Source organism: Arsukibacterium tuosuense, from assembly GCF_900215315.1.
Lineage (GTDB): Bacteria > Pseudomonadota > Gammaproteobacteria > Enterobacterales > Alteromonadaceae > Alishewanella > Alishewanella tuosuense.
In genome coordinates this window covers 17,356-39,701 of sequence record NZ_OBEB01000001.1, presented here as the reverse complement: position 1 = coordinate 39,701, position 22,346 = coordinate 17,356, and the positions used below count along the sequence as shown (strand labels likewise).

General features: G+C 49.9%; 20 protein-coding genes and 1 tRNA gene. 6 read left to right on the top strand and 15 right to left on the bottom strand.

Translation table 11 applies throughout. The features are described from left to right. The first annotated feature begins 33 nt into the window (after positions 1 to 33). Positions 34 to 1,434 (top strand): asparagine--tRNA ligase, encoded by a 1,401-nt coding sequence (gene asnS / locus CRO03_RS00175; protein WP_097109572.1) that lies wholly within the window; start codon positions 34 to 36, stop codon positions 1,432 to 1,434. Between the two features lie 78 nt (positions 1,435 to 1,512). On the opposite strand, the gene CRO03_RS00170 is transcribed toward asnS, so the two are convergent. The 4 genes from CRO03_RS00170 to CRO03_RS00155 form a co-directional block, all read right to left on the bottom strand. Further along, entirely contained in the window at positions 1,513 to 2,070 is a 558-nt protein-coding gene (locus CRO03_RS00170) for an NAD(P)H nitroreductase (protein WP_097109571.1), read from the bottom strand. A 180-nt stretch (positions 2,071 to 2,250) separates the two neighbouring features. Then, positions 2,251 to 3,654 carry a glycogen synthase gene (locus tag CRO03_RS00165; RefSeq protein ID WP_097109570.1) on the bottom strand — a complete coding sequence of 468 codons (1,404 nt, stop codon included), beginning with the start codon at positions 3,652 to 3,654 and terminating at the stop codon, positions 2,251 to 2,253. A gap of 18 nt (positions 3,655 to 3,672) precedes the next feature. Next, positions 3,673 to 4,914 (bottom strand): glucose-1-phosphate adenylyltransferase, encoded by a 1,242-nt coding sequence (gene glgC / locus CRO03_RS00160; RefSeq protein WP_097109569.1) that lies wholly within the window; start codon positions 4,912 to 4,914, stop codon positions 3,673 to 3,675. A 250-nt stretch (positions 4,915 to 5,164) separates the two neighbouring features. Continuing rightward, positions 5,165 to 7,183: an NADPH-dependent 2,4-dienoyl-CoA reductase gene (locus tag CRO03_RS00155; RefSeq protein WP_097110332.1), complete on the bottom strand. Its 2,019-nt coding sequence runs from the start codon at positions 7,181 to 7,183 to the stop codon at positions 5,165 to 5,167. A gap of 178 nt (positions 7,184 to 7,361) precedes the next feature. On the opposite strand from CRO03_RS00155, the gene sppA reads away from it, so the two are divergent. Next, positions 7,362 to 9,242 carry a signal peptide peptidase SppA gene (gene sppA, locus CRO03_RS00150; protein WP_097109568.1) on the top strand — a complete coding sequence of 627 codons (1,881 nt, stop codon included), beginning with the start codon at positions 7,362 to 7,364 and terminating at the stop codon, positions 9,240 to 9,242. Between the two features lie 97 nt (positions 9,243 to 9,339). Next, the gene (ansA, locus tag CRO03_RS00145) at positions 9,340 to 10,362 is read left to right on the top strand and encodes an asparaginase (RefSeq protein WP_097109567.1); all 1,023 of its coding nucleotides are present in this window, start codon (positions 9,340 to 9,342) and stop codon (positions 10,360 to 10,362) included. A gap of 57 nt (positions 10,363 to 10,419) precedes the next feature. Here the strand turns inward: ansA and CRO03_RS00140 are convergent, their stop codons facing one another. The 8 genes from CRO03_RS00140 to CRO03_RS00105 all read right to left on the bottom strand — a co-directional run bounded on the left by CRO03_RS00140 (position 10,420) and on the right by CRO03_RS00105 (position 18,219). Next, positions 10,420 to 13,158: a DUF349 domain-containing protein gene (locus tag CRO03_RS00140; RefSeq protein ID WP_097109566.1), complete on the bottom strand. Its 2,739-nt coding sequence runs from the start codon at positions 13,156 to 13,158 to the stop codon at positions 10,420 to 10,422. After that, positions 13,148 to 13,429 (bottom strand): YeaC family protein, encoded by a 282-nt coding sequence (locus CRO03_RS00135; protein ID WP_097109565.1) that lies wholly within the window; start codon positions 13,427 to 13,429, stop codon positions 13,148 to 13,150. The genes CRO03_RS00140 and CRO03_RS00135 overlap by 11 nt, the downstream gene beginning before the upstream one ends. Before the next feature lie 4 nt (positions 13,430 to 13,433). Continuing rightward, positions 13,434 to 13,757 carry a zinc-ribbon domain-containing protein gene (locus CRO03_RS00130; RefSeq protein ID WP_097110331.1) on the bottom strand — a complete coding sequence of 108 codons (324 nt, stop codon included), beginning with the start codon at positions 13,755 to 13,757 and terminating at the stop codon, positions 13,434 to 13,436. 66 nt (positions 13,758 to 13,823) lie between these two features. After that, on the bottom strand, positions 13,824 to 14,951 hold the full coding sequence (locus CRO03_RS00125) for a M14 family metallopeptidase (RefSeq protein WP_097109564.1): 1,128 nt from the start codon (positions 14,949 to 14,951) through the stop codon (positions 13,824 to 13,826). A 65-nt stretch (positions 14,952 to 15,016) separates the two neighbouring features. Then, a complete protein-coding gene (locus CRO03_RS00120) occupies positions 15,017 to 15,262 on the bottom strand; it encodes a DUF2960 domain-containing protein (RefSeq protein ID WP_097109563.1) in 246 nt (81 codons plus the stop codon). Continuing rightward, positions 15,263 to 16,114 (bottom strand): EamA family transporter, encoded by an 852-nt coding sequence (locus tag CRO03_RS00115; protein ID WP_097109562.1) that lies wholly within the window; start codon positions 16,112 to 16,114, stop codon positions 15,263 to 15,265. Further along, positions 16,114 to 17,226: a 1-acyl-sn-glycerol-3-phosphate acyltransferase gene (locus CRO03_RS00110; protein WP_097109561.1), complete on the bottom strand. Its 1,113-nt coding sequence runs from the start codon at positions 17,224 to 17,226 to the stop codon at positions 16,114 to 16,116. The genes CRO03_RS00115 and CRO03_RS00110 overlap by 1 nt, the downstream gene beginning before the upstream one ends. A gap of 120 nt (positions 17,227 to 17,346) precedes the next feature. After that, positions 17,347 to 18,219: a DMT family transporter gene (locus CRO03_RS00105; RefSeq protein ID WP_097109560.1), complete on the bottom strand. Its 873-nt coding sequence runs from the start codon at positions 18,217 to 18,219 to the stop codon at positions 17,347 to 17,349. A 216-nt stretch (positions 18,220 to 18,435) separates the two neighbouring features. Here CRO03_RS00105 and CRO03_RS00100 point away from each other — a divergent pair. Then, a tRNA-Pro gene (locus CRO03_RS00100) sits at positions 18,436 to 18,512 on the top strand. A 139-nt stretch (positions 18,513 to 18,651) separates the two neighbouring features. Here CRO03_RS00100 and CRO03_RS00095 read toward each other — a convergent pair. Then, positions 18,652 to 19,134: a DUF4124 domain-containing protein gene (locus CRO03_RS00095; RefSeq protein ID WP_097109559.1), complete on the bottom strand. Its 483-nt coding sequence runs from the start codon at positions 19,132 to 19,134 to the stop codon at positions 18,652 to 18,654. A gap of 256 nt (positions 19,135 to 19,390) precedes the next feature. Here CRO03_RS00095 and CRO03_RS00090 point away from each other — a divergent pair, with 256 nt between their 5' ends. Beyond that, a complete protein-coding gene (locus CRO03_RS00090) occupies positions 19,391 to 20,083 on the top strand; it encodes a superoxide dismutase (RefSeq protein ID WP_097109558.1) in 693 nt (230 codons plus the stop codon). Positions 20,084 to 20,176: 93 nt separating this feature from the next. Next, positions 20,177 to 20,734, top strand: coding sequence for a YaeQ family protein (locus CRO03_RS00085; RefSeq protein WP_097109557.1), 558 nt, complete (start codon positions 20,177 to 20,179; stop codon positions 20,732 to 20,734). Between the two features lie 14 nt (positions 20,735 to 20,748). Here CRO03_RS00085 and CRO03_RS00080 read toward each other — a convergent pair whose 3' ends face one another. Then, positions 20,749 to 21,324, bottom strand: a complete 576-nt coding sequence (locus tag CRO03_RS00080) for a glutathione S-transferase family protein (protein WP_097109556.1) — start codon at positions 21,322 to 21,324, stop codon at positions 20,749 to 20,751. Further along, a complete protein-coding gene (locus CRO03_RS00075; protein WP_097109555.1) occupies positions 21,324 to 22,235 on the bottom strand; it encodes a DMT family transporter in 912 nt (303 codons plus the stop codon). Before CRO03_RS00075 ends, CRO03_RS00080 begins: the two co-directional genes overlap by 1 nt. Positions 22,236 to 22,346 lie beyond the last annotated feature (111 nt).

The window sequence follows — 22,346 nt, the reverse complement described above, 5'->3', positions numbered from 1 at the left end:
AGCCTAGTTATAACACCATCTGGAGTTTGTTGCATGACGCACGCCGTAGTTAAAGATGTGTTGGCCGGTAAGTACGACACCGGTTCACAGATCACCGTTAAAGGCTGGATCCGCACCCGTCGCGATTCCAAAGCCGGTATTTCTTTTTTAGCTGTGCACGATGGCAGCTGTTTTGATGCGGTGCAGGCCGTTGTGCCGTCAAATCTGGCTAATTATGAAAATGAGATTAAGCGCTTAACCACCGCCTGTTCAGTGATTGTCAGCGGCACCGTCGCCCGCTCGGAGGGGCAAGGCCAGGCTTTTGAAATTCAGGCAGAAAATGTCACCGTAGTTGGCTGGGTGGAAAACCCGGATACGTATCCGATGGCACCCAAGCGCCATAGCATGGAATATCTGCGGGAACACGCCCATTTGCGCCCGCGGACCAACGTGGTTGGCGCCGTTACCCGGGTAAGGCATTGTTTAGCGCAAGCCGTTCACCGGTTTTTCCATGAGCAGGGTTATTACTGGATCAGTACCCCTATTATTACCGGCTCAGACACTGAAGGCGCCGGTGAGATGTTCCGGGTCAGCACCCTTGATTTTGAAAACCTGCCCCGCACCGACACGGGCAAGGTTGATTTCAGTGAAGATTTCTTCGGCAAGGAAACCTATCTGACCGTTTCCGGCCAGCTAAACGGCGAAACCTACGCCTGTGCCATGTCAAAGATTTACACTTTCGGTCCCACCTTCCGGGCTGAAAACTCTAACACCAGCCGCCATCTGGCGGAGTTCTGGATGATTGAACCGGAAGTGGCTTTTGCCGAATTAAAGGACATCGCTCAGTTAGCAGAAGATATGCTGAAGTATGTTTGCAAAGCCGTGCTGAGCGAGCGTGCCGATGATATGGCGTTTTTTGCCGAGCGTATCGACCCGACTGCCATCAGCCGCTTACAAAAGCTGATTGACTCATCCTTCGTGCGGATGGATTACACCGACGCCATTGAAATTCTGCAAAACTGTGGCAAAACGTTCCAGTACCCGGTTGAATGGGGTGTGGATCTGCAATCTGAGCACGAGCGGTACCTGGCAGAAGAACATGTGGGCGCGCCCATTATTATGCAGAACTACCCAAAAGACATTAAAGCCTTTTATATGCGCTTAAATGACGATGGTAAAACCGTTGCTGCCATGGATGTACTAGCCCCCGGCATTGGCGAGATTATCGGCGGCAGTCAGCGGGAAGAGCGGCTGGAGCAATTCGATAAGCGCCTGGATGAAATGGGCCTGAACAAAGAAGATTACAGCTGGTATCGCGACCTGCGCCGCTACGGCACGGTACCCCATGCCGGTTTTGGTCTGGGTTTTGAGCGCTTAGTGTCTTATGTGACTGGTGTCGGCAATGTGCGCGATGTTATTGCCTTCCCCCGCACCCCGGGCAACGCTGAGTTCTAACAAAGCAGCTTAGCTTAAAACAACAAACCCGCCTTTGGCGGGTTTGTTGTTACTGAAAACGGTTGCCACTGGCAACGCTTAAAAATACGAGAAAAACGCCTCCGGATCCGGATCGTTGCGCACCGGTGCATTAGCTGCTGCGGTACCTAAATATAAAAAACCGACAATTTCATCATCTTCGCCGACATCCAGAGATTGTTTTACAAAATCCTGCTGGGCATAGCTGCCGGTGCGCCAGATACCGCCGAAACCCTGAGCAAATGCCGCTTGTTGCATCGCCATTACCGCACAGGCAGCAGATTGTACCTGTTCATGGGCTGGTACTTTAGCATGTTCCGTTACCCTGGCAATACATACAATCACCATCGGCGCACGCAGCGGTAGCTGTCTGGCGCGCTCGTGCATTTCCGGAGAAATACCGGGCGCATCTTCAATCGCCGCTTCGGCAAACACATCCCCCAACCGGTTAAGGGCCTCTTTACCGGTGACAATAACAAAACGCCATGGTTTTAAACCACCATGGTCCGGCACTTTTAACGCCGCTTTTTTAATAAGCTGCAGCGCCTCGCCCCTGGGCGCCGGCTCGGTTAAACGCGGCGTGGAGAATCGTGTCGTTAATAGTGTCAACGCATCCATAACTTAACCTCAGTAAACAACTCAGTGAACTTTTAACCAATCGTCTCAGTAAACTTTTCAGTAAACATTCTGGCCAGCAGGCTAACAAAGATTATCTACAATGCCCACGACAAACTACCACCAGCACGGCTGTTTGCTCAGCCACTCGCCATATCGCTTAAAATAGCGCCGTAAATTGGCTTAAACGGCTTGCCTCGCCTGCTGATAGAGCGTCAGATACTGCTTAGCAGCTTCGGCCCAGCCAAAGCTCTGCGCCATTGCATTTTGCTGAACTTCTTTATACATCTTCTGGTCCTGATACAACGCCAGGGCCTGACGTAACGCCTGCTGTAAAGCATCAACCGTTGGTTCAGTAAAACCAATCCCGGTTGCCCCCTTATCAGGCCAGGGCACCACCGTGTCTTTTAGGCCACCGGTTAACCGCACCAGTGGCAAGGTGCCATAGCGCAAGCTGTACAGCTGATTCAGGCCACAGGGTTCAAATAAACTCGGCATCAGAAAAAAATCACCGGCCGCTTCCACCTGATGGGCCAATTGCTCATTAAAGCCTTCTATAAAGCGGAATTTATCAGCAAAGCTTACCGTTAGCTGATGTAACTGTTGACAGTAACGCGCCTCGCCACTGCCGACAATCACAACTTGCAGCGAATAGTTTGCCAGCAGATGTTTAAGCGCCGGGATCAGTATATCGTAACCCTTCTGACCGGTAACCCGGCTTACCGCTACCAGCAAAGGCTGGTCGGTTTCGGCTAACTGATAATCCCGTTGCAATTGTTGTTTACACAGCGCTTTGCCGGTTAAATCAGCCGCCTGATAGTTTGCCGGCAATGCCGTGTCCGTGGCCGGGTCCCATTGCTGGTAATCACAGCCATTTAAAATTCCGCTGAAATCCTGCTGGCGCTGCTGATACCAGGCCGAGAGGCCATTGGCGGCAGGCTCAGTTAATAGCTCATCCCGGTAGCCCTGACTGACGGTATTGATCTTCGTTGCATACTGCAGTGCTATCTGCAGAAAATTAACGCTATTGCCATCAAGCGGCAGGTCGAGCTGCTCGGCCCAGTGCGGCTCAGATTGTTGCTGGTAGGCACCATTATGAATGGTAAATACAAAAGGTGTTTTAGCCAGTTTAGGATGCTGCCGGTAGTTATTTGTCAGATAATACGCCGTCGGCGCAGTCTGCCAGTCATGGCCATGTAAAATGTCAAATGCAGGCTGCTCGGTACACCACTGCAGTACCGCCTTGCAGAAAAACGCAAACCGCAGCGGATTGTCCGGATAGCCATGCTCGCCATCGTCATACGGCCGGCTTCTGGCAAAAAAGTCATGATGCTCCAGCAGGTAAACCGACACACCGGCTATCTCAGTATTTCGTACCGCACAGCCAAGAGTACGCCCGCCCAGCTCAACAAATACTGAGTCTGCAGCCGTTGTTTCAACCTGATACAAGGCGCCGTACCTGGGCAGGATCACACTAACCTGATGGCCGCTGGCCAGTAAGCTACTGGCCAGACCGCGACAGGCATCTGCCAGACCACCTGTTTTTATTAACCCTTCATATTCACTACAAATAAACAGAATACGCAACACAAGTTCCTTAACAGTTTAATCGGCGTCATCAAAACCAATTTTCGCCCCTTTCGGGATCACCACCACACCACCTGGCGAAATATGGAAGCGGGCCTTATCCTGCACCGGATCTTCGCCAATAATGGTGCCAGGGGCTATTTTAACGTCTTTATCAATAATAGCGCGGCGAATTCGACAACCGCGGCCAATATCATTGTTGCCCATCAGCACACACTTCTCTATATAACTGTGGCTATGCACATGCACGTTGTACCCCAGAATAGACTGATAAACGATAGCGCCACTGACAATACAGCCCGACGCCACCATCGAGCTGATAGCCTGACCGGTACGGTTGGTTTCGTCGTGGACAAATTTGGCCGGTGGCATTGGCGGCGTATAGCTGCGTAGCGGCCAGTAGCGGTTATAAACATCAAATGGCGGGTTAATCGAAATTAAGTCCATATTGGCTTCATAGTAGGAATCTATGGTGCCAACATCACGCCAGTAGCCGGCGCTGCTTTCAGACTCGCCACGAATGCGGTTGCTGGAAAAGTCATAGACGTACACTTCGCCCTGCGGATACAAACCCGGAATAATATTATGGCCAAAGTCGTGTTTGGAATCAGCTTGTTTCGCGTCCTCTTGCAGCACATCAACCAGACATTTGGCTTCAAAAATATAGTTGCCCATCGACGCCAGCACAAAATCCGGCCGGCCTGGGATAGTTTTCGGGTTCTCTTTGGGCTTTTCTTCAAAACCAATCATTTTGCCGTGTTCATCAACCTCTATCACCCCAAATTCATGGGCCTGACTTACCGGCACCGGTATCGCCGCCACGGTAAGCTTAGCTTTGTTATGGCGATGAAAGTCGAGCATTTGCCGCACGTCCATTTTATAAATATGGTCGCCACCGAATACGCAAACATGCTCCGGGTCCAGCCCTTCGATTAAGTGCAAATTCTGATAAATGGCATCGGCAGTCCCTAAATACCAGTGCTTACCCGTCTGCATTTGCGCCGGTATCGGGTCAATAAAGCGGTTGGTTAAACCACTTACCCGCCAGGCGCGGCCTAAATGCTTCATTAACGAGTGCGATTTAAACTGAGTGATCACAAAAATCTGCAGCAAGTCAGAATTTACAAAGTTGTTTAAAACAAAATCGACAATCCGATAGTTGCCGCCAAATGGCACAGCCGGTTTAGCGCGAATGCCGGTAAGCGGCGCCAAACGGGTCCCCTCGCCCCCGGCCAGCACCATGGTTAACACTCCTGACATAAAGACTCCCTGTATTGATTTTCTGATAGTAGAGCTACTATCACGATAGCAGCATTAACAAATAAAGCACCAGAAATGTGACTTGCCAATAGCAAAATCAGACTTAAGTCGGTGATCTTTCGCTATAGCATGGTCAGCAACAGATTTTAACGGTGAGAAACGAAAATTGGGTTACAGCAGGATGACAAAATAAAACCGCACCATGTTGGTGCGGTTGACTTAACATAAAAAAGTAGCGGACTGAATTCAGCTAGATTTGCGCTGCCAGCTCTGCGCCCTGGCGGATGGCGCGTTTAGCATCTAACTCGGCGGCTACATCGGCGCCGCCAATCAGGTGGTGGCGAATGCCGAGGTCGGTCAGGCCTTGTTGCAACGCGCGCTGTGGCACCTGGCCGGCGCAGATAATAACGTTGTCGACATCCAGACAACGCTCTTCACCGTTAACTTCCAGCCACAGGCCGCTGTCGTCTACTTTCAGATAATTAACGCCGGCCATCGACTCGACACCCTTTTTCTTTAGAGAAGCACGGTGGGTCCAGCCGGTGGTTTTACCTAAACCCGCGCCTACTTTACTGTCTTTACGCTGCATTAAATAAATTTTACGGGCAGCTGGCTCTGGCATACTGTCGGGCAACAGCGCACCACGACTTTGATAGCTTTTATCTACGCCCCACTCTTTTAACCAGGCATCGGGCTGCAGGGTTAAGGAGTTATCTTCAGTCAGGTATTCCGCCACATCAAACCCAATACCGCCGGCACCAATAATAGCGACATTTTTACCGACCGATTTATGATCGCGTAATACATCAAGGTAACTCAGAACTTTCGGGTGGTCCTGCCCCGGCAGGGCAATATCACGTGGCAAAATACCACTGGCCAGAATAACTTCATCAAAGCCGGCTTCGGCCAGGCTTGCTGCAGTTTGCTCCGAGTTTAAATGCAGCTTAATCGCATGCAGTTCAATCATTTTGCCAAAATAACGCAGGGTTTCATGAAACTCTTCTTTGCCCGGAATTTGTTTAGCGTAATTAAACTGACCGCCAATTTGATGCGACTTATCAAATAAATGCACCTGATGGCCGCGCTGCGCTGCATACACGCTAAAAGCTAAGCCAGCAGGGCCGGCACCGACCACGGCCAGTTTTTTCGGCTGCGCTGCCGGGGTAAAGTTAAGTTCGGTTTCATAACAGGCTCTGGGATTAACCAGACAGCTGGCCCGTTTGTTCTGAAATACATGGTCCAGACAGGCCTGATTACAGGCAATGCAAGTATTAATTAAATCGGCATTATCAGCCGCGGCTTTATTGACAAAATCGGCATCCGCTAAAAACGGCCGCGCCATACACACCATATCGGCCTGACCATTAGCCAGAATATCTTCGGCAACTTGCGGGTCGTTAATCCGGTTGGTGGCGATAACCGGAATACTCAGCTCTTTTTTCACCCGCTCAGTAATCCAGCTGAACGCTGCACGCGGCACCCGGGTGGTAATAGTAGGCACCCGCGCCTCATGCCAGCCAATGCCAGTGTTAATTAAGGTGGCACCGGCCTCGGCTATGGCTTTGCCCAGCTCGACCACTTCCTCAAAGCTGTTGCCATCTTCGACTAAGTCCAGCATCGATAAGCGGTAGATAATGATAAAGTCAGTGCCGCATTGCTCGCGCACGGCTTTTACCGTCTCAATGGCAAAGCGGCTGCGGTTGGCAAAACTGCCACCCCACTCGTCCTGACGGCGGTTTGTGCGCTGACAAACAAACTGGTTAATTAAATAGCCTTCAGAGCCCATGACCTCAACCCCGTCGTAACCGGCTTTTTTCGCCAGTTTAGCGGCATAGGCAAAATCTTTGATGGTGCTGTTAATTTGCCGCTTTGACATCTCGGCAGGCTTAAACGGGGTGATGGGCGATTTAATTTTACTGGGCGCAACATTAAACGGGTGATAACCATAGCGACCGGCATGCAAGAGCTGCAAGCAGATTTTTGCATCGTGCTGATGGACGGCTTCAGTTACCTGGTAATGTTTTTTTACCTGCCACCAGTGGCTGAGCTGGCTGCCAAAAGGCACCAGATTGCCACGAAAGTTCGGGCTGATGCCGCCGGTAATAATCAGGCCAACCCCGCCTTTGGCGCGTTCAGCATAAAATGCCGCCAGTTTGGCGAAGCCATTTTTTTCTTCTTCCAGGCCGGTATGCATTGAGCCCATAATGACGCGGTTTTTCAGCGTCGTAAAACCTAAATCCAGTGGTTGTAATAATCGTTGGTATGCCACTGCAGCCTCTCTGGTCGTACCTGTTAAATAGGAAGAATGTAGCCGCTTTGGCTGCCGATAGCAAGTGCTAAACATTTACTTACAAATTCAATTTAGTCTTTGCAGCTAAATTGGTTAGCATAGCGATAATAAATCTATCATTTCGCTTCCGTTACAGGAACTCATACAGGAACTTATTATGTCCGAACCGAAAAAAGGTCCAATTCGCCGCTTCTTTGGCGCTATCTGGCGGGTCTATAAAGGCTTCCGCTCTACCGTACTAAACCTGCTGTTTATCTTGATTGTCGGTACTATAGTTATCGCGATGTTCAGCGGCGAGGATGAAGTTAAAATTGCTGACACCGCAGCGTTAGTATTGAACCTGAACGGTGATTTGGTAGAAGAAAAGCGCTGGGTAGACCCGGTGTCTGCAGCCGTTAATGAAAGCCTGGGCGCTGGTGAAGAATCACCGGAAATGCTGGTGTCTGATGTGGTTAAAGTGATTGAAACCGCCACAACCGATAACCGAATTCAGGCAATGGTGTTAGATGTATCTGGTTTACGTTCAGGCTCACTGGATAAAATGCAGCGGGTTGGCGCCGCTATCGAAGATTTTAAAGCCGCCGGTAAAAAAGTATTCAGCCATGGCGCATATTTTGGCCAGACCCAGTACTACCTGGCGAGCTACGCTGATGAAATCAGCTTAAGCCCAATGGGTGCGGTTATTCTGGAAGGTTACGGCAGCTATCCGATGTACTACAAAGAAGCATTAGAGAAGCTGAAAATTAATACTCATGTCTTCCGGGTCGGTACCTATAAGTCGGCGGTAGAGCCATTCCTGCGTAACGATATGTCTGAAGCGGCTAAAGAAGCCAATATTGCCTGGTTATCTGATTTGTGGAACACCTACAAACAGGACGTCAGCAGCCGTCGCGGCTTTGATATCAGTAATTTTGATGAAACCTATGAAGCTTTGTTTCAGAAATTGCAGGCAGCAGATGGCGACACCGCCCAGTATGCTATTAACAACAAGTTCGCTGATAACATTGCTACCCGTGAGCAGTTCCGCCAGAAACTGATTGGCATTGTCGGTGAAAATGACAAGCATGTTTATAACCACGTCGGCTTTGATGACTACGCTAAGTACGCCATTGCCAACAGCAACTTTGTTAACCCGTTAACCTCAAAAGTCGCGGTAGTGGTTGCGCGGGGCATGATTGTCGATGGAAGTGCCAAGTCAGGCACCATTGGCGGTGATTCAACTGCTGCCCTGCTACGCCGGGCACGCTTTGATGACAAAGTTAAAGCAGTGGTACTGCGGATTGATAGTGGCGGCGGCAGTGCCTTTGCCTCAGAAGTGATTGGCCAGGAAATAACCCTGCTGCGCGAAGCGGGCAAGCCGGTTATCGCCTCTATGGGTGCCGTGGCTGCCTCAGGTGGTTACTGGATAGCGGCACCAGCCAATGAGATCTGGGCGTCCCCTACTACCATTACCGGCTCCATTGGCATTTTCGGCCTGTTGCACACTGCTGAAAATTCATTGGCCACACTGGGTTTGAACGTAGATGGTGTTGGTACCACTGAACTGGCCGGTTTATCTTCTGGTTTGCCGCTGTATCAGGGCCTTACCGACAAGGCTAAAGACATTATGCAGTTACTGATTGAACGTGGTTACACTGAGTTTTTAACCATGGTTGGCAGCAACCGCAATATGTCAGTGACTGAAGTTGATGCCGTGGCGCAGGGCCGGGTATGGACTGGCAGCACAGCGCTTGAGCTGGGCCTGGTAGATAAGCTGGGTACCTTTGACGAGGCCATCGCAGCGGCAGCTGAAAAAGCGGGCCTGGATAACTATGACGTACAGGTTATTACTCAGGAATTAAGCCCGACCGAGCAGATGCTGAAAGAACTGTTTGGCAGTGCTCAGGCAAATGGCTGGTTACCACAGACACAAGCGTCGCCAGAGCAACAGATGCTGCAGCGGGTTAGCAAGCAACTGCGCCAGGACTTTGTTATTCTGAACCAGTTTAACGACCCTAACGGCATATATTCATACTGTGTAACCTGCACCGTTAACTGACAGTTACCTTAATATCTACTACAATGCCCGCCATCCCGCGGGCATTTTTTATGGTAAGCATGGCTTTTTAGTCATCTAAGAATAAGAACAAAAGCATATGAATAGAAAACGCATTTATGTCGCCTATACCGGCGGTACCATCGGCATGCAACAATCCAGTCAGGGCTTTGTGCCGGTACCAGGCTTTTTAAGCAGCACGGTAAAGCAGATGCCGGAGTTCTTTCATCCCGACATGCCCCTGTTTGATATTCATGAGTATCATCCGGTTATCGACTCTTCCGATATGACCCCGGCTCACTGGCAGCATATTGCCAGCGACATTCAGCAACATTATCAGCAGTACGATGGTTTTGTGGTACTGCATGGCACCGACACCATGGCGTACACCGCCTCGGCGTTATCTTTTATGCTGGAAAATCTGCAAAAACCGGTAATTATCACCGGCTCGCAAATTCCGTTGGCCCAGCTTCGCTCTGATGGTCAGGTGAACTTATTAAATGCGCTGTATCTGGCAGCAAATTACCCTATTGCCGAAGTAGCGTTATTTTTTAATAACCAGCTGTTTCGTGGTAATCGCGCCACCAAGGCCGATGCCGATGGTTTTAACGCCTTTGCCTCACCCAACTTTTTGCCGCTGCTCGAAGCCGGGATTAATATCGATTTAATTGAAGGTAAAGTAAGCCCTGCCCCAGCACAGGTGGCTGATTTGCAGGTTGCTGATATTACCCCGCAACCGATCAGCGTTGTTACGCTGTACCCCGGGATCAGCACCGATGTTATCAGCAATATGTTGAATGCCCCGGTACGGGCGCTGATCATTAAATCATTCGGAGTAGGTAATGCGCCACAACGGCCGGACCTGCTGAAAGTACTGCAGGCGGCGACAGAGCGCGGGCAAATTCTGGTTAACTGCACTCAGTGTTTTAAAGGCAAGGTAAATATGGATGGCTATGCCACCGGCAATGCCCTGAAAACCAGTGGCGTGATCAGTGGCTTTGATATGACCCTTGAAGCGACATTGACTAAGCTGCATTACTTGCTGAGCCAGCCGTTAGATGCATTACAGATCCGGCAGAAAATGCAGCAGAACTTGCGTGGTGAGCTCAGTAATGCAGAATAACGCCAGCCGGATCAAAAATACAGTCTAAAAATAAGGGCGCCAATGCGCCCTGTGCTGTTACTCAGTTAAGAAGATAATGTTAAGCCGCTGTACTAAACTTTGCTCTGCTTCGGTTACCGGCCCAAACGCCAGCCAGTGCCTTAGCAGGCTGTGTTTATCAGTCACTTCACCCGCATTGTGCTTTAACGTCAGCAAAGTTAGCTGTACCTGCTGACGTTCACTGCGTTCCTGCTCCGGGCTATCTATGCCACTGACGATCTCAAGGGCCTGGGTTAAGCCTTTGCGATCCAACCCCAGCGCACCAGCCAGCTCAGCTTGCGGTTTAAATTGCGCCGGCCAGTTGTCACAACTACTGTCTGGTTTAACTAACTGTGCAAATAACACTTTGGTATCGTGCTGTGCCGCCTGACTGGCCTGTTGCTGTATTAATGCCGCCAGTTGTTGCTGTAAGTTATCGCGCTGCTTGCGGGCACTGGCTATCACCCCGACGTCCAGTTGTTGCAGCTGCTCTTTCACTGCGGCAAATTCAGTACTGGCACTGGCCGACGTTAATGAATGCAGCTTTTGGGCTATCGCGGTAAGCTCGGTGCTAAGGGCTTGTTCCTGAGCCAGTTGCTGTTGTTGCTGCTCGGCAAACGCGGCCTGACGCTGATTAAAGAAACCATCACAAAGCTGGCGGAACTGCTGCCACAGTTGCTGATCATGTTTCTTCCCGGCATAACCCAGTGTTTTCCAGCGTTGCTGCAATTCTTTTAATATTTTGCTGCTCTGGTTGCTGTCGCTAAGTGCCACCGCAGCCTGTGCCTCGTTAATCAACGCCTGCTTTTGCTCGGCAACCTGCTGCTGAAACTCAGTGGCCCTGGCTTTTAACGGCTCAAGTGCTGCCTGATAACGCGCCTGTAAGGCAAGATAATCCTGGCGTTTAACCGGCCCGGCTTGTTGCCAGGCCTGAGTGAGCGATTTTAGCCCGCTGTCCAGCGCTGCTGCTTCCGGCTGCGTTGCGGCCAGCTGTTCTAACTGGGCAATAATCTGTTCGCGCACTGTTACATTTGCCGTTTTTATTGCGTCCTGTTCAGCAAAGTAGGCCCGGCACGGTGCATAAGCTTGCTCGCAAGCAACGTCAAAGGCTGCATTTAACTCTGCTTCCTGCTCTGCTCCCGCTTTACCAAAACTGGCCCATTGCTGCCGGGCTTGTTTTACCTGCTCGGCCCGGGCCGGAATATCATCTGGCGTTACTGCTGCAAGTTGCTGCAGTTGCGCCAGCAATTCCTGTTTGCGAGGGGTGGCGATATATTCCTGCCAGTCGGCCAGCTCTGCAATTCGGTTACTGGCAAACTCATAGTCAGTGGCCAGCTTCTGCTGCTCGGCCTCGCTCAGCACAGCATAATCTGCGCTGATACCTTTGAACAAACCAAATAACACTTTGAAGCGGCCTTGCTGGTCCAGCCGTTTAAACTCAGCAATTTTACTACGACACTGGCGCACCGCACGTTCGCTCTGACTGTTAATAGCAGCAATAGCCTGCTGCCATTGCTGCTGCAACTGTTGCTTTGCAGTGGCTAGCGAGGCCGGCACGGCCAACGGCAAATCTGCGGTAATACTGCGCCAGTTATTTTTATACTGAGTTAACTGCTCTTTTGCTGCAGCAAGCTGCGCCGGCTCAGCCGGTAAGGCCTGGGCTGCCCAGTCACTGACCAATCTCGAAGCCTGACTAAGCTTTTCGGCAGTTTGCGGCAAACTGGTTAACTGACTGGTCAATGACTTGTATTGCTTTGTCAGATTGTTTCGTTGCGACTCGTTGATAATGGCATTTTGTGCTATCTGAGCAGAGAGTTCGGCTAACTGCTCTGCAATAGTTTCCGCTGCGCTGATATCAACATTGGCTAACACCTCGGATAATTGGCCAGCCAGTTTAGTAATAGCATCAGAAAGCTGCTGATAATTTTCGGCAGCTGCCGCCTGTTGCTCAGCTTCTGCTTGTGCTTTTGCCAGTTGCGCCAATTGCGGCGTTAACCAGCTTTCTAACTTGCTTACCAGTTGCTGATATTTGCCAGCAACGCTGGCAGCCTCGGTGGCAGGCAGGCAATCCAGCTCGTTATGCAGTTGCTGCCACTGGCGCTGCAGTTCAGCAAGTTGCGCCGGGATCTCGGCCGCTGAATAGCGTTCCCGCAGGGCATTTAATCTGGCCAGTAGCAGGGTTACGTCTTTACGAAGTTTTAATGGCTTTTGTTTTTGCTCAGCCTGCTCGGTCATTTTTTGCTGCAGTTGCTGGGCCAGCTCGCCAGTTAACACTTTACTTAGCTTTTCCAGTTGTTTCTGGTCGTCCAGCTGCGCCAGCAACTGCTGTTTCTGGGCAATGGTCAGCACCTGGCCGGTTAATGCGGCTATATTTAGCTCCGGCTTATTCAACCGCTGTAACACACTAAACAGGATTTCAGCGTCAGTTTCCCGCTCGGCTAATTGTTCAAGTAGTGCCAAGCGGTTGCATTGGGTCACAAACTGTTGTTTTAACGGCGCAGAAATTTGCTGTCGTAACAGCATGGTCAGCAATTGCTGCTCAGCATGCTGGCGCAATCTGTCGCTGCTGTCCTGTTTACTGGCCTGCCACCACAACGAAAAGTCGTTCAGGTGTTCCAGGGCACTGCGTCGCACCGTTTCACTGCTGTCGTTAAACGCCAGTTCGTGCAAAATTTCTTTATGCTCGCGCTGGCCGGCAGACAGGCTGGCAATAGCTTGCTGACGTGTGGCACTATCAGGGTGTTGCCACTTCGGTTTAAACCAGTTTTTAAATATCATCGTGTCCGAACCTTGCTATTGCATCATTGTTGTCAAATTGCTTTTTCAGTTCAGCTTTGGTTTTTTGAATAAGCTGACCATCGGCACCCACAGTAAATAATTCATCTGACTTCAGCACCGTAGCCTGATAGGCCATTACCAGTTGCAAGGTTTGGGCTTTCTGCTGTTCAGTAAGTGCAGTGCCGTCGGCCCAGCGGCCAGTGGCGACCGCATCAGCCAGTTTTTGATAGGTTTCTGGCGCCATAGCGCTGACCAGCGCTTTAAAGTCCATACGGCTATTTTCGCTTTAACATAATAATACGGGCCCGGGTTACCACATACCAGCAAAACCCAAGGGCAATAGCGGCATTGGACAGGTATTGGTTATAACTGTGATTAGCTGGTTGCCACCAGTATAAAATACCAAAGCCACCCAGAAACAATACCATGGCCAGCATTGACTGATTCATCAGTGACTGCATCTTGCGGTTTTTCTTCTCCCGTTCAATGGCGGCCAGTTGTTCCGGGGTATTACTGCTAAGATCACCACCACATTTACTGCACGCAGTTGCTTTATCGGAAATTCGTTGCCCGCAGTACGGGCAGGAAATAATTGCCATAATACTTACCTTTAATTCTAAACTTCTATTCCAGGCTTTACTTCTTTGGCTTAAAACCAGCATGCCTTAACGCAGTTTATCTACCACCTGTAAAATGGCGCTCAGGCTATCCTGGCCCAGTTTCATTGAGCGAATATCAGACCAGCCGAACGCCGCGTCGGGTAAATCGGCATTATCTTTAAATGGCATTTCTACAGTGTAGGCCAGGCATTTAAACTGCTCCGCCACCCAATTGGTGGCCACAGTTAAATTGGCGTTACCCGGTTCATCTTTGTCGTAGCCATGTTTAACCTGAAACTCAGGTGTTACCGTTAATAACGCGGCTTTAAAATCCTGCTCTAACTGACGCATATGGTCGTTATATGACGGCACGCCTTCCGAGCCGGCAACAAAGTTATACGGCAGGTTTTCATCGCCATGAATATCTAAAAACATGTCCAGGCCGGTTTCCAGCATTTTCTGGCGTACCAGATACACTTCCGGGCTGCGGTCCAGCGTTGGGCTCTGCCATTCGCGGTTCAGGTTAGCGCCAGCGGCATTGGTCCGTAAATTGCCGCGGACACTGCCATCCGGGTTCATATTTGGCACTATGTAAAATACCGCTTTAGCCAGCAGGCTACGGGCTACACCGTCGTCCTCGTCCAGCAATCTGTCCAGCAGGCCTTCAATAAACCATTCCGCCATGGTTTCACCGGGGTGCTGGCGGGCGGTGATCCAGATTTTCTTTTTGGTGTCATCCGGCTCACCCACTACCAACAGGCTCATATCACGGCCGTCCAGGGTTTCGCCTAAATCAATCAGCTGGCAGTTATAGTCATTTTGTGCCTGATGCAGTAAGTCCTGATGCCGCTCGTAGCTGTAAGGGGCAAAGTATGCAAAATATACCGACTCTGCTTCCGGGTAATGATTAATCGTTAGTGCCTGACCATCGTACTCTGTTTCCACCCGAAACCAGGTTTGCCGGTCGTAGGAGGCTACCGCCTGGTAATCCTGCCAGCCATCGGGGTACGCTGAACCAGCAGCATTGGTGAGGGTAATTTTATGCAGCTGTGGGTGTGGGCTGTTCAGCCGGAAATGAAACCATTGATAAAAATCTGACTGATTGTCTTTGCGAATGGCCAGTTGAATATCGGCCGGATCATCGGCTTTTATTATGTCGATATTACCACTATCAAAGTTGCTGGTGATTTTCATAATTCAGTTCCTGTTTTTTTAAATGCTGAAAGCCTAACATAGCCACCCCGGGCTGAACATGGGCTTCAGCTTTCGTCGCGGAGAAAAGTAATATTACTAAAACCCATTTTGGTAAAGGCTTGCTGCCGGAAGTTTTTAATAGCCGCTTTATCTTTGGCCGTTTTTGCTACCTGCTGCTCCATTGCCAGAAAACCGGCAAGATCGACACCTTCCGCAGCAGCAACCGCCTCGTATAAATCAACGAACCGATCATAGCTAAAAGCGATAACTTTCGTGGTGCCTTTAAAGGTGTACTGTACTTGTCTTGCCACTTAACCTCCCTGCCCGGCTGGCCTGCGGCACAACCAGATTGAAAAACCGATCATAGCGCAGCCAATGCTTAAGCGCACTATATCCGTATCACGTTGCCAGATAATCACATTGACCAGCAGCCCGGCCGGGATAAGGGCATTATTCATTACCGCCAGCATGCCACTGGAAACCTGAGTGGCACCTTTATTCCAACCGTAATACCCCAGGCCCGATGCAACCAATCCCAGCCAGAGTAATACTGTCCAATGCACCGTAGTAGACGGGTAATGCTCGTTCCCCAGCAGCAACCAGGCTGGAATGGCTATTAACGCGGCACCGACATAAAACCAGCCAAAGAGCTGATACTGTTTAATATCCGGATGGCCGGCCAGTAACCTTTTGTACCCCACCTGGCCCAGAGCGAAGCATAAATTAGCCCCCTGCACCACGGAAAAACCGGTCCAGTAATGTTCACTTAACGACTGGTAGCGCATTATGGCGGCGGCCAGCACCGCAATAAGCGCCGCCAGCAAAAATTGTGGATTAAAGCGTTTGGCCAGCACATCATGCAGCAGGGTGATGTATAGCGGCGTAAAAATAGTAAAAACTAACACTTCCGCCACGCTAAGCAGCAAAAAAGACTGATAATAAAATAAATACATCAGTCCCAGTTGCAACGCACCCAGGCCAATCACCGGCAGCACCAGGTTGCTGGCAAAACGGTAGCGCAGCAACAAAGGGCTGAATAACAATAACGCTAATAGTATCCGGCTAAGCACGGCAAAATAAGGGTCGACCTGGCCTGCCAGGTACACCCCAATCAGGCTGAACGAAAATGCCCACAGCACGGTGACACTGACTAAATAGCCCATTATTGCAGAGTTTTTAGCACAGGGGTCGCATACAACGCCGTCATCATCTCATTAGCGCCCGGCGGCACACTTTGCAGCCGTTGCTGCCATTGCTCGGTCGCTTTTTCGGTTGCGGCCGGTTCACTTGTACCGGCAGCTAACGCATTAATGGGGTAAAGACGATATTGTTGCCAGATTTGCTGATCAATAAAGTCTGCTGCAGCGTCCGGGTTATCCGGTAGTGCTTGCAACGGGCTGGCAAAAGCCACATGCACCCGGCCTTTGTAACCGACAATGCCTTTTATAATGGCATCAATATCTTCAAATTCGGTTTTCTGATAACTACCCTGAGTTTTCTTCTGCCACAACTCATTAATTTTGTCACTGTCGCAAGGATCGTATTCGTATGAAATACATACCGGCACGATGTTCAGGCTTTGCAGGTACTCATTAAAACTCAGCCCTTGCTTCTTACCCTGCATATAAAACATTTTCAGAATAGTCGGATCGGTTTGGTCGTTTCCGTCTTTAGCCCGCCCCTCACGTTGCGCTATCCACACGGAATGATTGTCATCCAGCGAGTGTTTAATATAGGCAGACAGTTGTGTCAGATTCTTCAGCATCTCACGCGGGCCCCTGGCGCCACGTTTTACAATAAAGCTTTTATTTAGCTTCATTAGCTCGGTGGCACAGGCTTTACGCAGCAAGTTATCACCAATGGCAATGCGCACCGTACTAAAGCCCTGCTGATGCAGGCACCAGTTAACCAGCGCCGGGTCCATCGCAATGTCCCGGTGATTCGATAAAAATAAATAAGATTGCTTCGGGTCTAACTGCTCCAGCCCGGAATAAGTCACTTTATCAGTGGTGCTGGCAATCATCCGGTCCATAAAACCGGCTACCTGCAACTGAACCGCCCTTACCGACTTTAATCTGGCCCAACGGCGCTTCAACCACAAACGAACCAACGGCGACAACAACCAGCCAAAAGGCCCGGATAAGCGTGGAAAGCGATAATGCAAAATGGCGTGAATAAATTCGCGATCAGCAATTAAGCGCGCAATAGCAGGCGCAACTTCGTTATCATGATATGGCCGGATGTCGGCGAAAGGATCCTGCTCCACTTGCTCCACGTCTACTCAGTTCGGTTGCTTAAAACAGCGGCCTATTTTACTGAGTTAGCAAAAATTCACCAGTAAAGAACGCATTTAATTCTGGCTGAATTGCCCCAGCGGCTCTGAGCCATCAACCTGTCAGGCCCACATAACACAAATAGCCGCTACTACGATCAACGCCAAGCCCAGGTGATCATTTCGTACTAACTTCTCTTTTAAAATAAATGACGAAATAAGTAACATAAATAGCACTTCTACCTGGCCCAGGGTTTTCACCAATGCCACCGACTCCAGGCTCATCGCGGTAAACCAGCCCACAGAGCCAACACAACTGCACACGCTCACCAGCAAGGTTAACTTTGGCCGTTGCCATAATGCCCGCAAGGTTGGCTGATCTTTTAAACCTAACCACAGCAGCAGAAGCACAGTTTGCAATACGATCACCAGCAGCAAAACCCAGGCAGCACCATGCGGAAATGGTAAACCTAACACCAGGCTGGCCTGCCGCACCCATAACGAGGTCAGCGCAAAGGCTAAACCGCTCCCTAAGCCAAGCAACATTACCGGCCAGGATAACTGGCGAAGACTGGCACCACTTAATAAAAATACCGCCCCGCCGCCAAGTGCCACACCAAGCCAGGCAAGTGGGCTTAGCACTTCGCTAAAAAATATCACGCCAAGTACTGCCGCCAGCACGGCTTCACTTTTCGCCAGCCCCGCACCAATGGCGTAGTTTCTAAGCATAAACAATTTAACCATTAATCCGGTGGCCAGAATTTGCGCCAGCGCCGCACCAATAACAAAGCCGGCGAAGCGCTCATCAAACTGTGGTAACGGAGCCGGTTGCCACTGATACAACGCCCATAAATAAAGCGCTGCCAACGGCGATGCCCAGATAAAGCGCGCCAGGGTAACCCCGGCCACTTTTACCTCTTTACTTAATTGTTTTTGAAACGCATTGCGCCAGGCCTGCATAAACGCGGCCAGCAAGGTAAATGGGATCCACAACACGGCAAGCACCAGAAGACGTAAAGACGGCTATGCTAGCAAGGAAGCGGCGGTTTTAATAGCAGGTGATCAAAATAACGGCCATCCAAAAAGGTGATAGTAGCTGGCATCAAGTCGACAGGCCTTACTAGCTTACTTTATGGTAACTGGCGAAAATTGCTGCAGTTAACCATTCCGGCATTGCATTCTGGCGGGGAATCATTATGATACGCGCTACGTCGGTACGTAGCGCAGCTTGGTAGCGCACTTCGCTGGGGGTGAAGGGGTCGGAGGTTCGAATCCTCTCGTACCGACCATTAAATTCCAACAAAAAGCTGTTAAGTTTTGCTTAGCGGCTTTTTTATTATCTTTAACCTGGTAACTGCAATTATTTCTATGGCTGGCTATCGCTCCTGCGACCTAACAAAAATATTCAGCGCTTATAATATTCAGCTGTCAAAGCCGTCTTAACTGTTTTGATAACCTGTCTAGCTCGCTATCTACCGACCGGATATCGCTATCGTATTTGGCTGTAATCGCTGCCATCTCTTTTGACAGACTGTTTTCCCATACCGCGCCAGCCAGATTATTATTAGCCTGAAGCTTGGATTGCCGCAATTTTGTGATCTCAATATCACGCCGGCTTTGTAACCTGGCCTTATCACCCTTAAGTCTGGTTATTTGCAGCTGCATATCTCGCTTAGTTAATGCATCGCGCACCCGCACTAACGTTTCTGATGGGCTTTCAGTTTGCGCTGCAGGCTTTTGTTGTTTGGCCGGACTGTCAACTTCGTCGGTGGTATATTCAGTAAGTTCAGCATCATGACTGCATGGGATCTGGCTGTAAGTTACTACACCGTCAACTTCACATTTAAATACTGTAGCCATTGCAGAAAGTGGTAAAAGCCAGAGCAGGCTGCTGATAACGATGAATTTCATTAACAATCCTTTCGAGTCACTTCATTGAACCAATCATAAACGATAGAACGTAAACATCCAGCGGCTGATGTCTGGAAAATTGTTAAGAACTGTTTGGCACTAACTCATCAGACATAATTGTTCCTTTCACTGTTAATAGCTATTCCGTTGTCTTATGTTTATAGTATCTTTGCCTTTAAATATAAGCTGTTAACTCAGCATCAGCGCTTCAATACACTATTTTCAGTCTTATTTTAATGTTTAACAGGAGTTATCCATGATCGTAAAAACCGCCAAATCCTTGCTGGTTGCCACCCTTATTACACTGGTCGCAGCGGCCACAGTCAGTGCCGAGCCCTTTACCCTGGCACCACTACCCTACGCGGCTGATGCGCTGGCGCCGGTTATTGATAAAGAAACTATGCAAATTCATCACGGTAAACACCACCAGGCTTATGTGAATAATTTAAATGGTCAGGTTGCAACCTTTCCGGATTTAGCGCAACTGCCGCTGGAAGCTATTATGTCGCGGATGTCCCGATACAATGATGCGGTTCGCAACAACGCCGGTGGCCATTACAACCATCAGTTGTTCTGGCAAATCATGGCCCCAGCCGGCCAGGGTGGCGAGCCCTCGGTAGAGCTGCATGCTGCGATAAAGCGAGATTTCGGCTCTTTAGTCGCGTTACAAAACGCTTTTAATCAGGCGGCGGCAACCCGGTTTGGCTCTGGCTGGGCCTGGCTTATTCTGGATGAAAATAACAAGCTGGTGGTAACCTCAACCGCGAATCAGGATAACCCGCTAATGGACGTCGTTGAGGTTCAGGGCACGCCAATATTGGCACTGGATGTCTGGGAGCATGCTTATTATCTGCAATATCAGAATAAGCGTGGGGACTACGCCACTGCCTGGTGGAAACTGGTAAACTGGCACAAAGTTAATGAATTACATCGTTCAGCCACTAACTAAGTGCTGTCAGTAACATAGCGTCGGAAACTGTTTTTAATGCGATAGCCGCAGTGCTGCGTTACACTGCGGCTTTTTTACGGCTGGAATATCCCTATGGCACTTAAGGCAACTGTTTTTAAAGTTCAGCTGCAAATCGCGGACATGGATCGTAACTATTATCAGGATCACAGTTTAACCCTGGCTCAGCATCCTTCTGAAAACGATGAACGAATGATGGTTCGCTTACTGGCATTTATCATTAATGCCTCAGATAGTCTGACCTTTACCAAAGGCTTAAGTGCAGAGGAAGATCAGGCAGAGCTTTGGGATTGCGATTTGACTGGCAATATTAATTTATGGGTTGAATTCGGCCAGAGTGACGAGAAATGGCTACGCAAAGCCTGTGGCCGGGCGCGGCAGGTGCAGTTGTTCTGTTATGGTGGGCGCAGTGTGCCGGTGTGGTGGAAAAATATTGAACCAGCACTGCAGCGTTATCAGAACCTGCAGGTTACTGAAATACCGGAAACAGCAGTAAAAGAAATGGCCACGCTGGTTAATCGTAATATGCAGCTGCAGTGCAATATCAGCGAAAGCCAGATCTGGTTATCTGATGCCAGTCAAAGTGTGCTGATTGAACCGGTTGTGTTAAAACAAGCACAGCAACCGGTATAAGGGCAACGGCTGAGCTACCCCAGCCGTGGATCTGATTCAGCAACCATCGGCTGCTGCTGGTTCTGGTTGGCAAAAGCCAATAGCGCCGGATAGTCATCCAGCTCAAGCAGCTCGCGGAACATAATCCAGTCAAGCAGGCTGTATAGTGCCATCGCCGGATAGCGCCAGTTAGCGAACTCGGCATTGGCTGCTTGTTGCTCCAGTACAAATAAGGATGTGACAATCCGCTCTCGCTGCAAATTGTAAAATAGCTTATCTTCGTTAGTGTCGAGGCCACTGCGGCTGCACTGAAATAGCATGACCAGTGAATCATTCACCGCATTGATTACGGTTAACTGGTTTTCCTGATACCAGCTAAGCGCCGGCTCCTCCTGCTTTGCCGCCAGATAGCGGTATATCACCCCTGAATCAAAAATAGTCTGCTCAGCGTCAGCCAGCATCGGAATGCGCAAGGTCGGATTCATCGCTGCCAGAATTTCGCGATCTGCATCCTCCAGAATATTCAGCTTAATAAACTGACAATTCGTGTCAGCAAGGAATAAGCGGATCCGCCTGACATAGGGTGAAGTTTGTGAACCATAAAGTTTCATTATTGCTCCTTTAACTCTTGTTCTTTTAAAACGGCTGCCGCACGAAAAGCTCTGACGCTGAAACCGGTAACCAGCATAGTACCGGCAATAACAATAGTGGCACCCGCCAGAGTGTGCCAGCCAATTATTTCATCTAAAAACAGGTGGCCCCAGACTACGCCAAATACCGGGATCAGAAAAGTAACAGTCAGGGTAGGCGTTGCCCCTAAATCCTGCACCAGCCGAAAATACAATAAATACGCCACGCCCGTGCAAACTATACCCAATGCCAGCACCGCCAGAATGCTTTGTGTTGCAGGCTCTGCTACCGGCATGGGTATAAACCATAACAGGGGCGCTAACCATAATGTTGCCCCCCACATGTTGCCGTGAGCATTGATAAAAGCCGGCACCGGTCTCGCCAGCCGGGTGTACCAGGTCGCAATGCCATAACAACAGGCCGCACCGGCAGCTGCAGCAACAGCAGGTAAGGCAGCGCTGTTGGCAACCACATCATCAAACCCTACCAGAATTGCTACGCCACTGATCCCAAGCGCCAAACCCAGTACTACTTTTATCGTCATTAGCTGGCGGAAAAACAGCCAGCCAATTAAGGCGCCCCATAACGGCGCAGTGGCATTTAGTACCGCCAGTAACGATGCTGTCAGCGTTTGCGCGGCATAAGCAAAGAGTAGAAAAGGCAACGCAGTATTAAACAGACTCAGCAGCATAAAGTGGCCGGCATACTGGCGGATTGGCAAACTACGCTGATACGCCAGCGCAACCGCGGCCAGGAACAATGACGCCAGTAGCACCCGGCCAAACATCAGCCAGGCCGGGCCAAACTCTGCCACCGCTACCCGCATAAATAAAAAAGAAGCGCCCCAGATGGCGGCCAGAGTTAATAATCGGATAATACTGCCAGGCGTCATGGCTTGGTTCCCTGCTCCAGACTCTCTATAAAGAAAAAACAATCAATAACAGCAAAAAATTAACAGCTTGATCTTGCCAAGCTATGCAGTTTTATTGCATAATCATCCCGC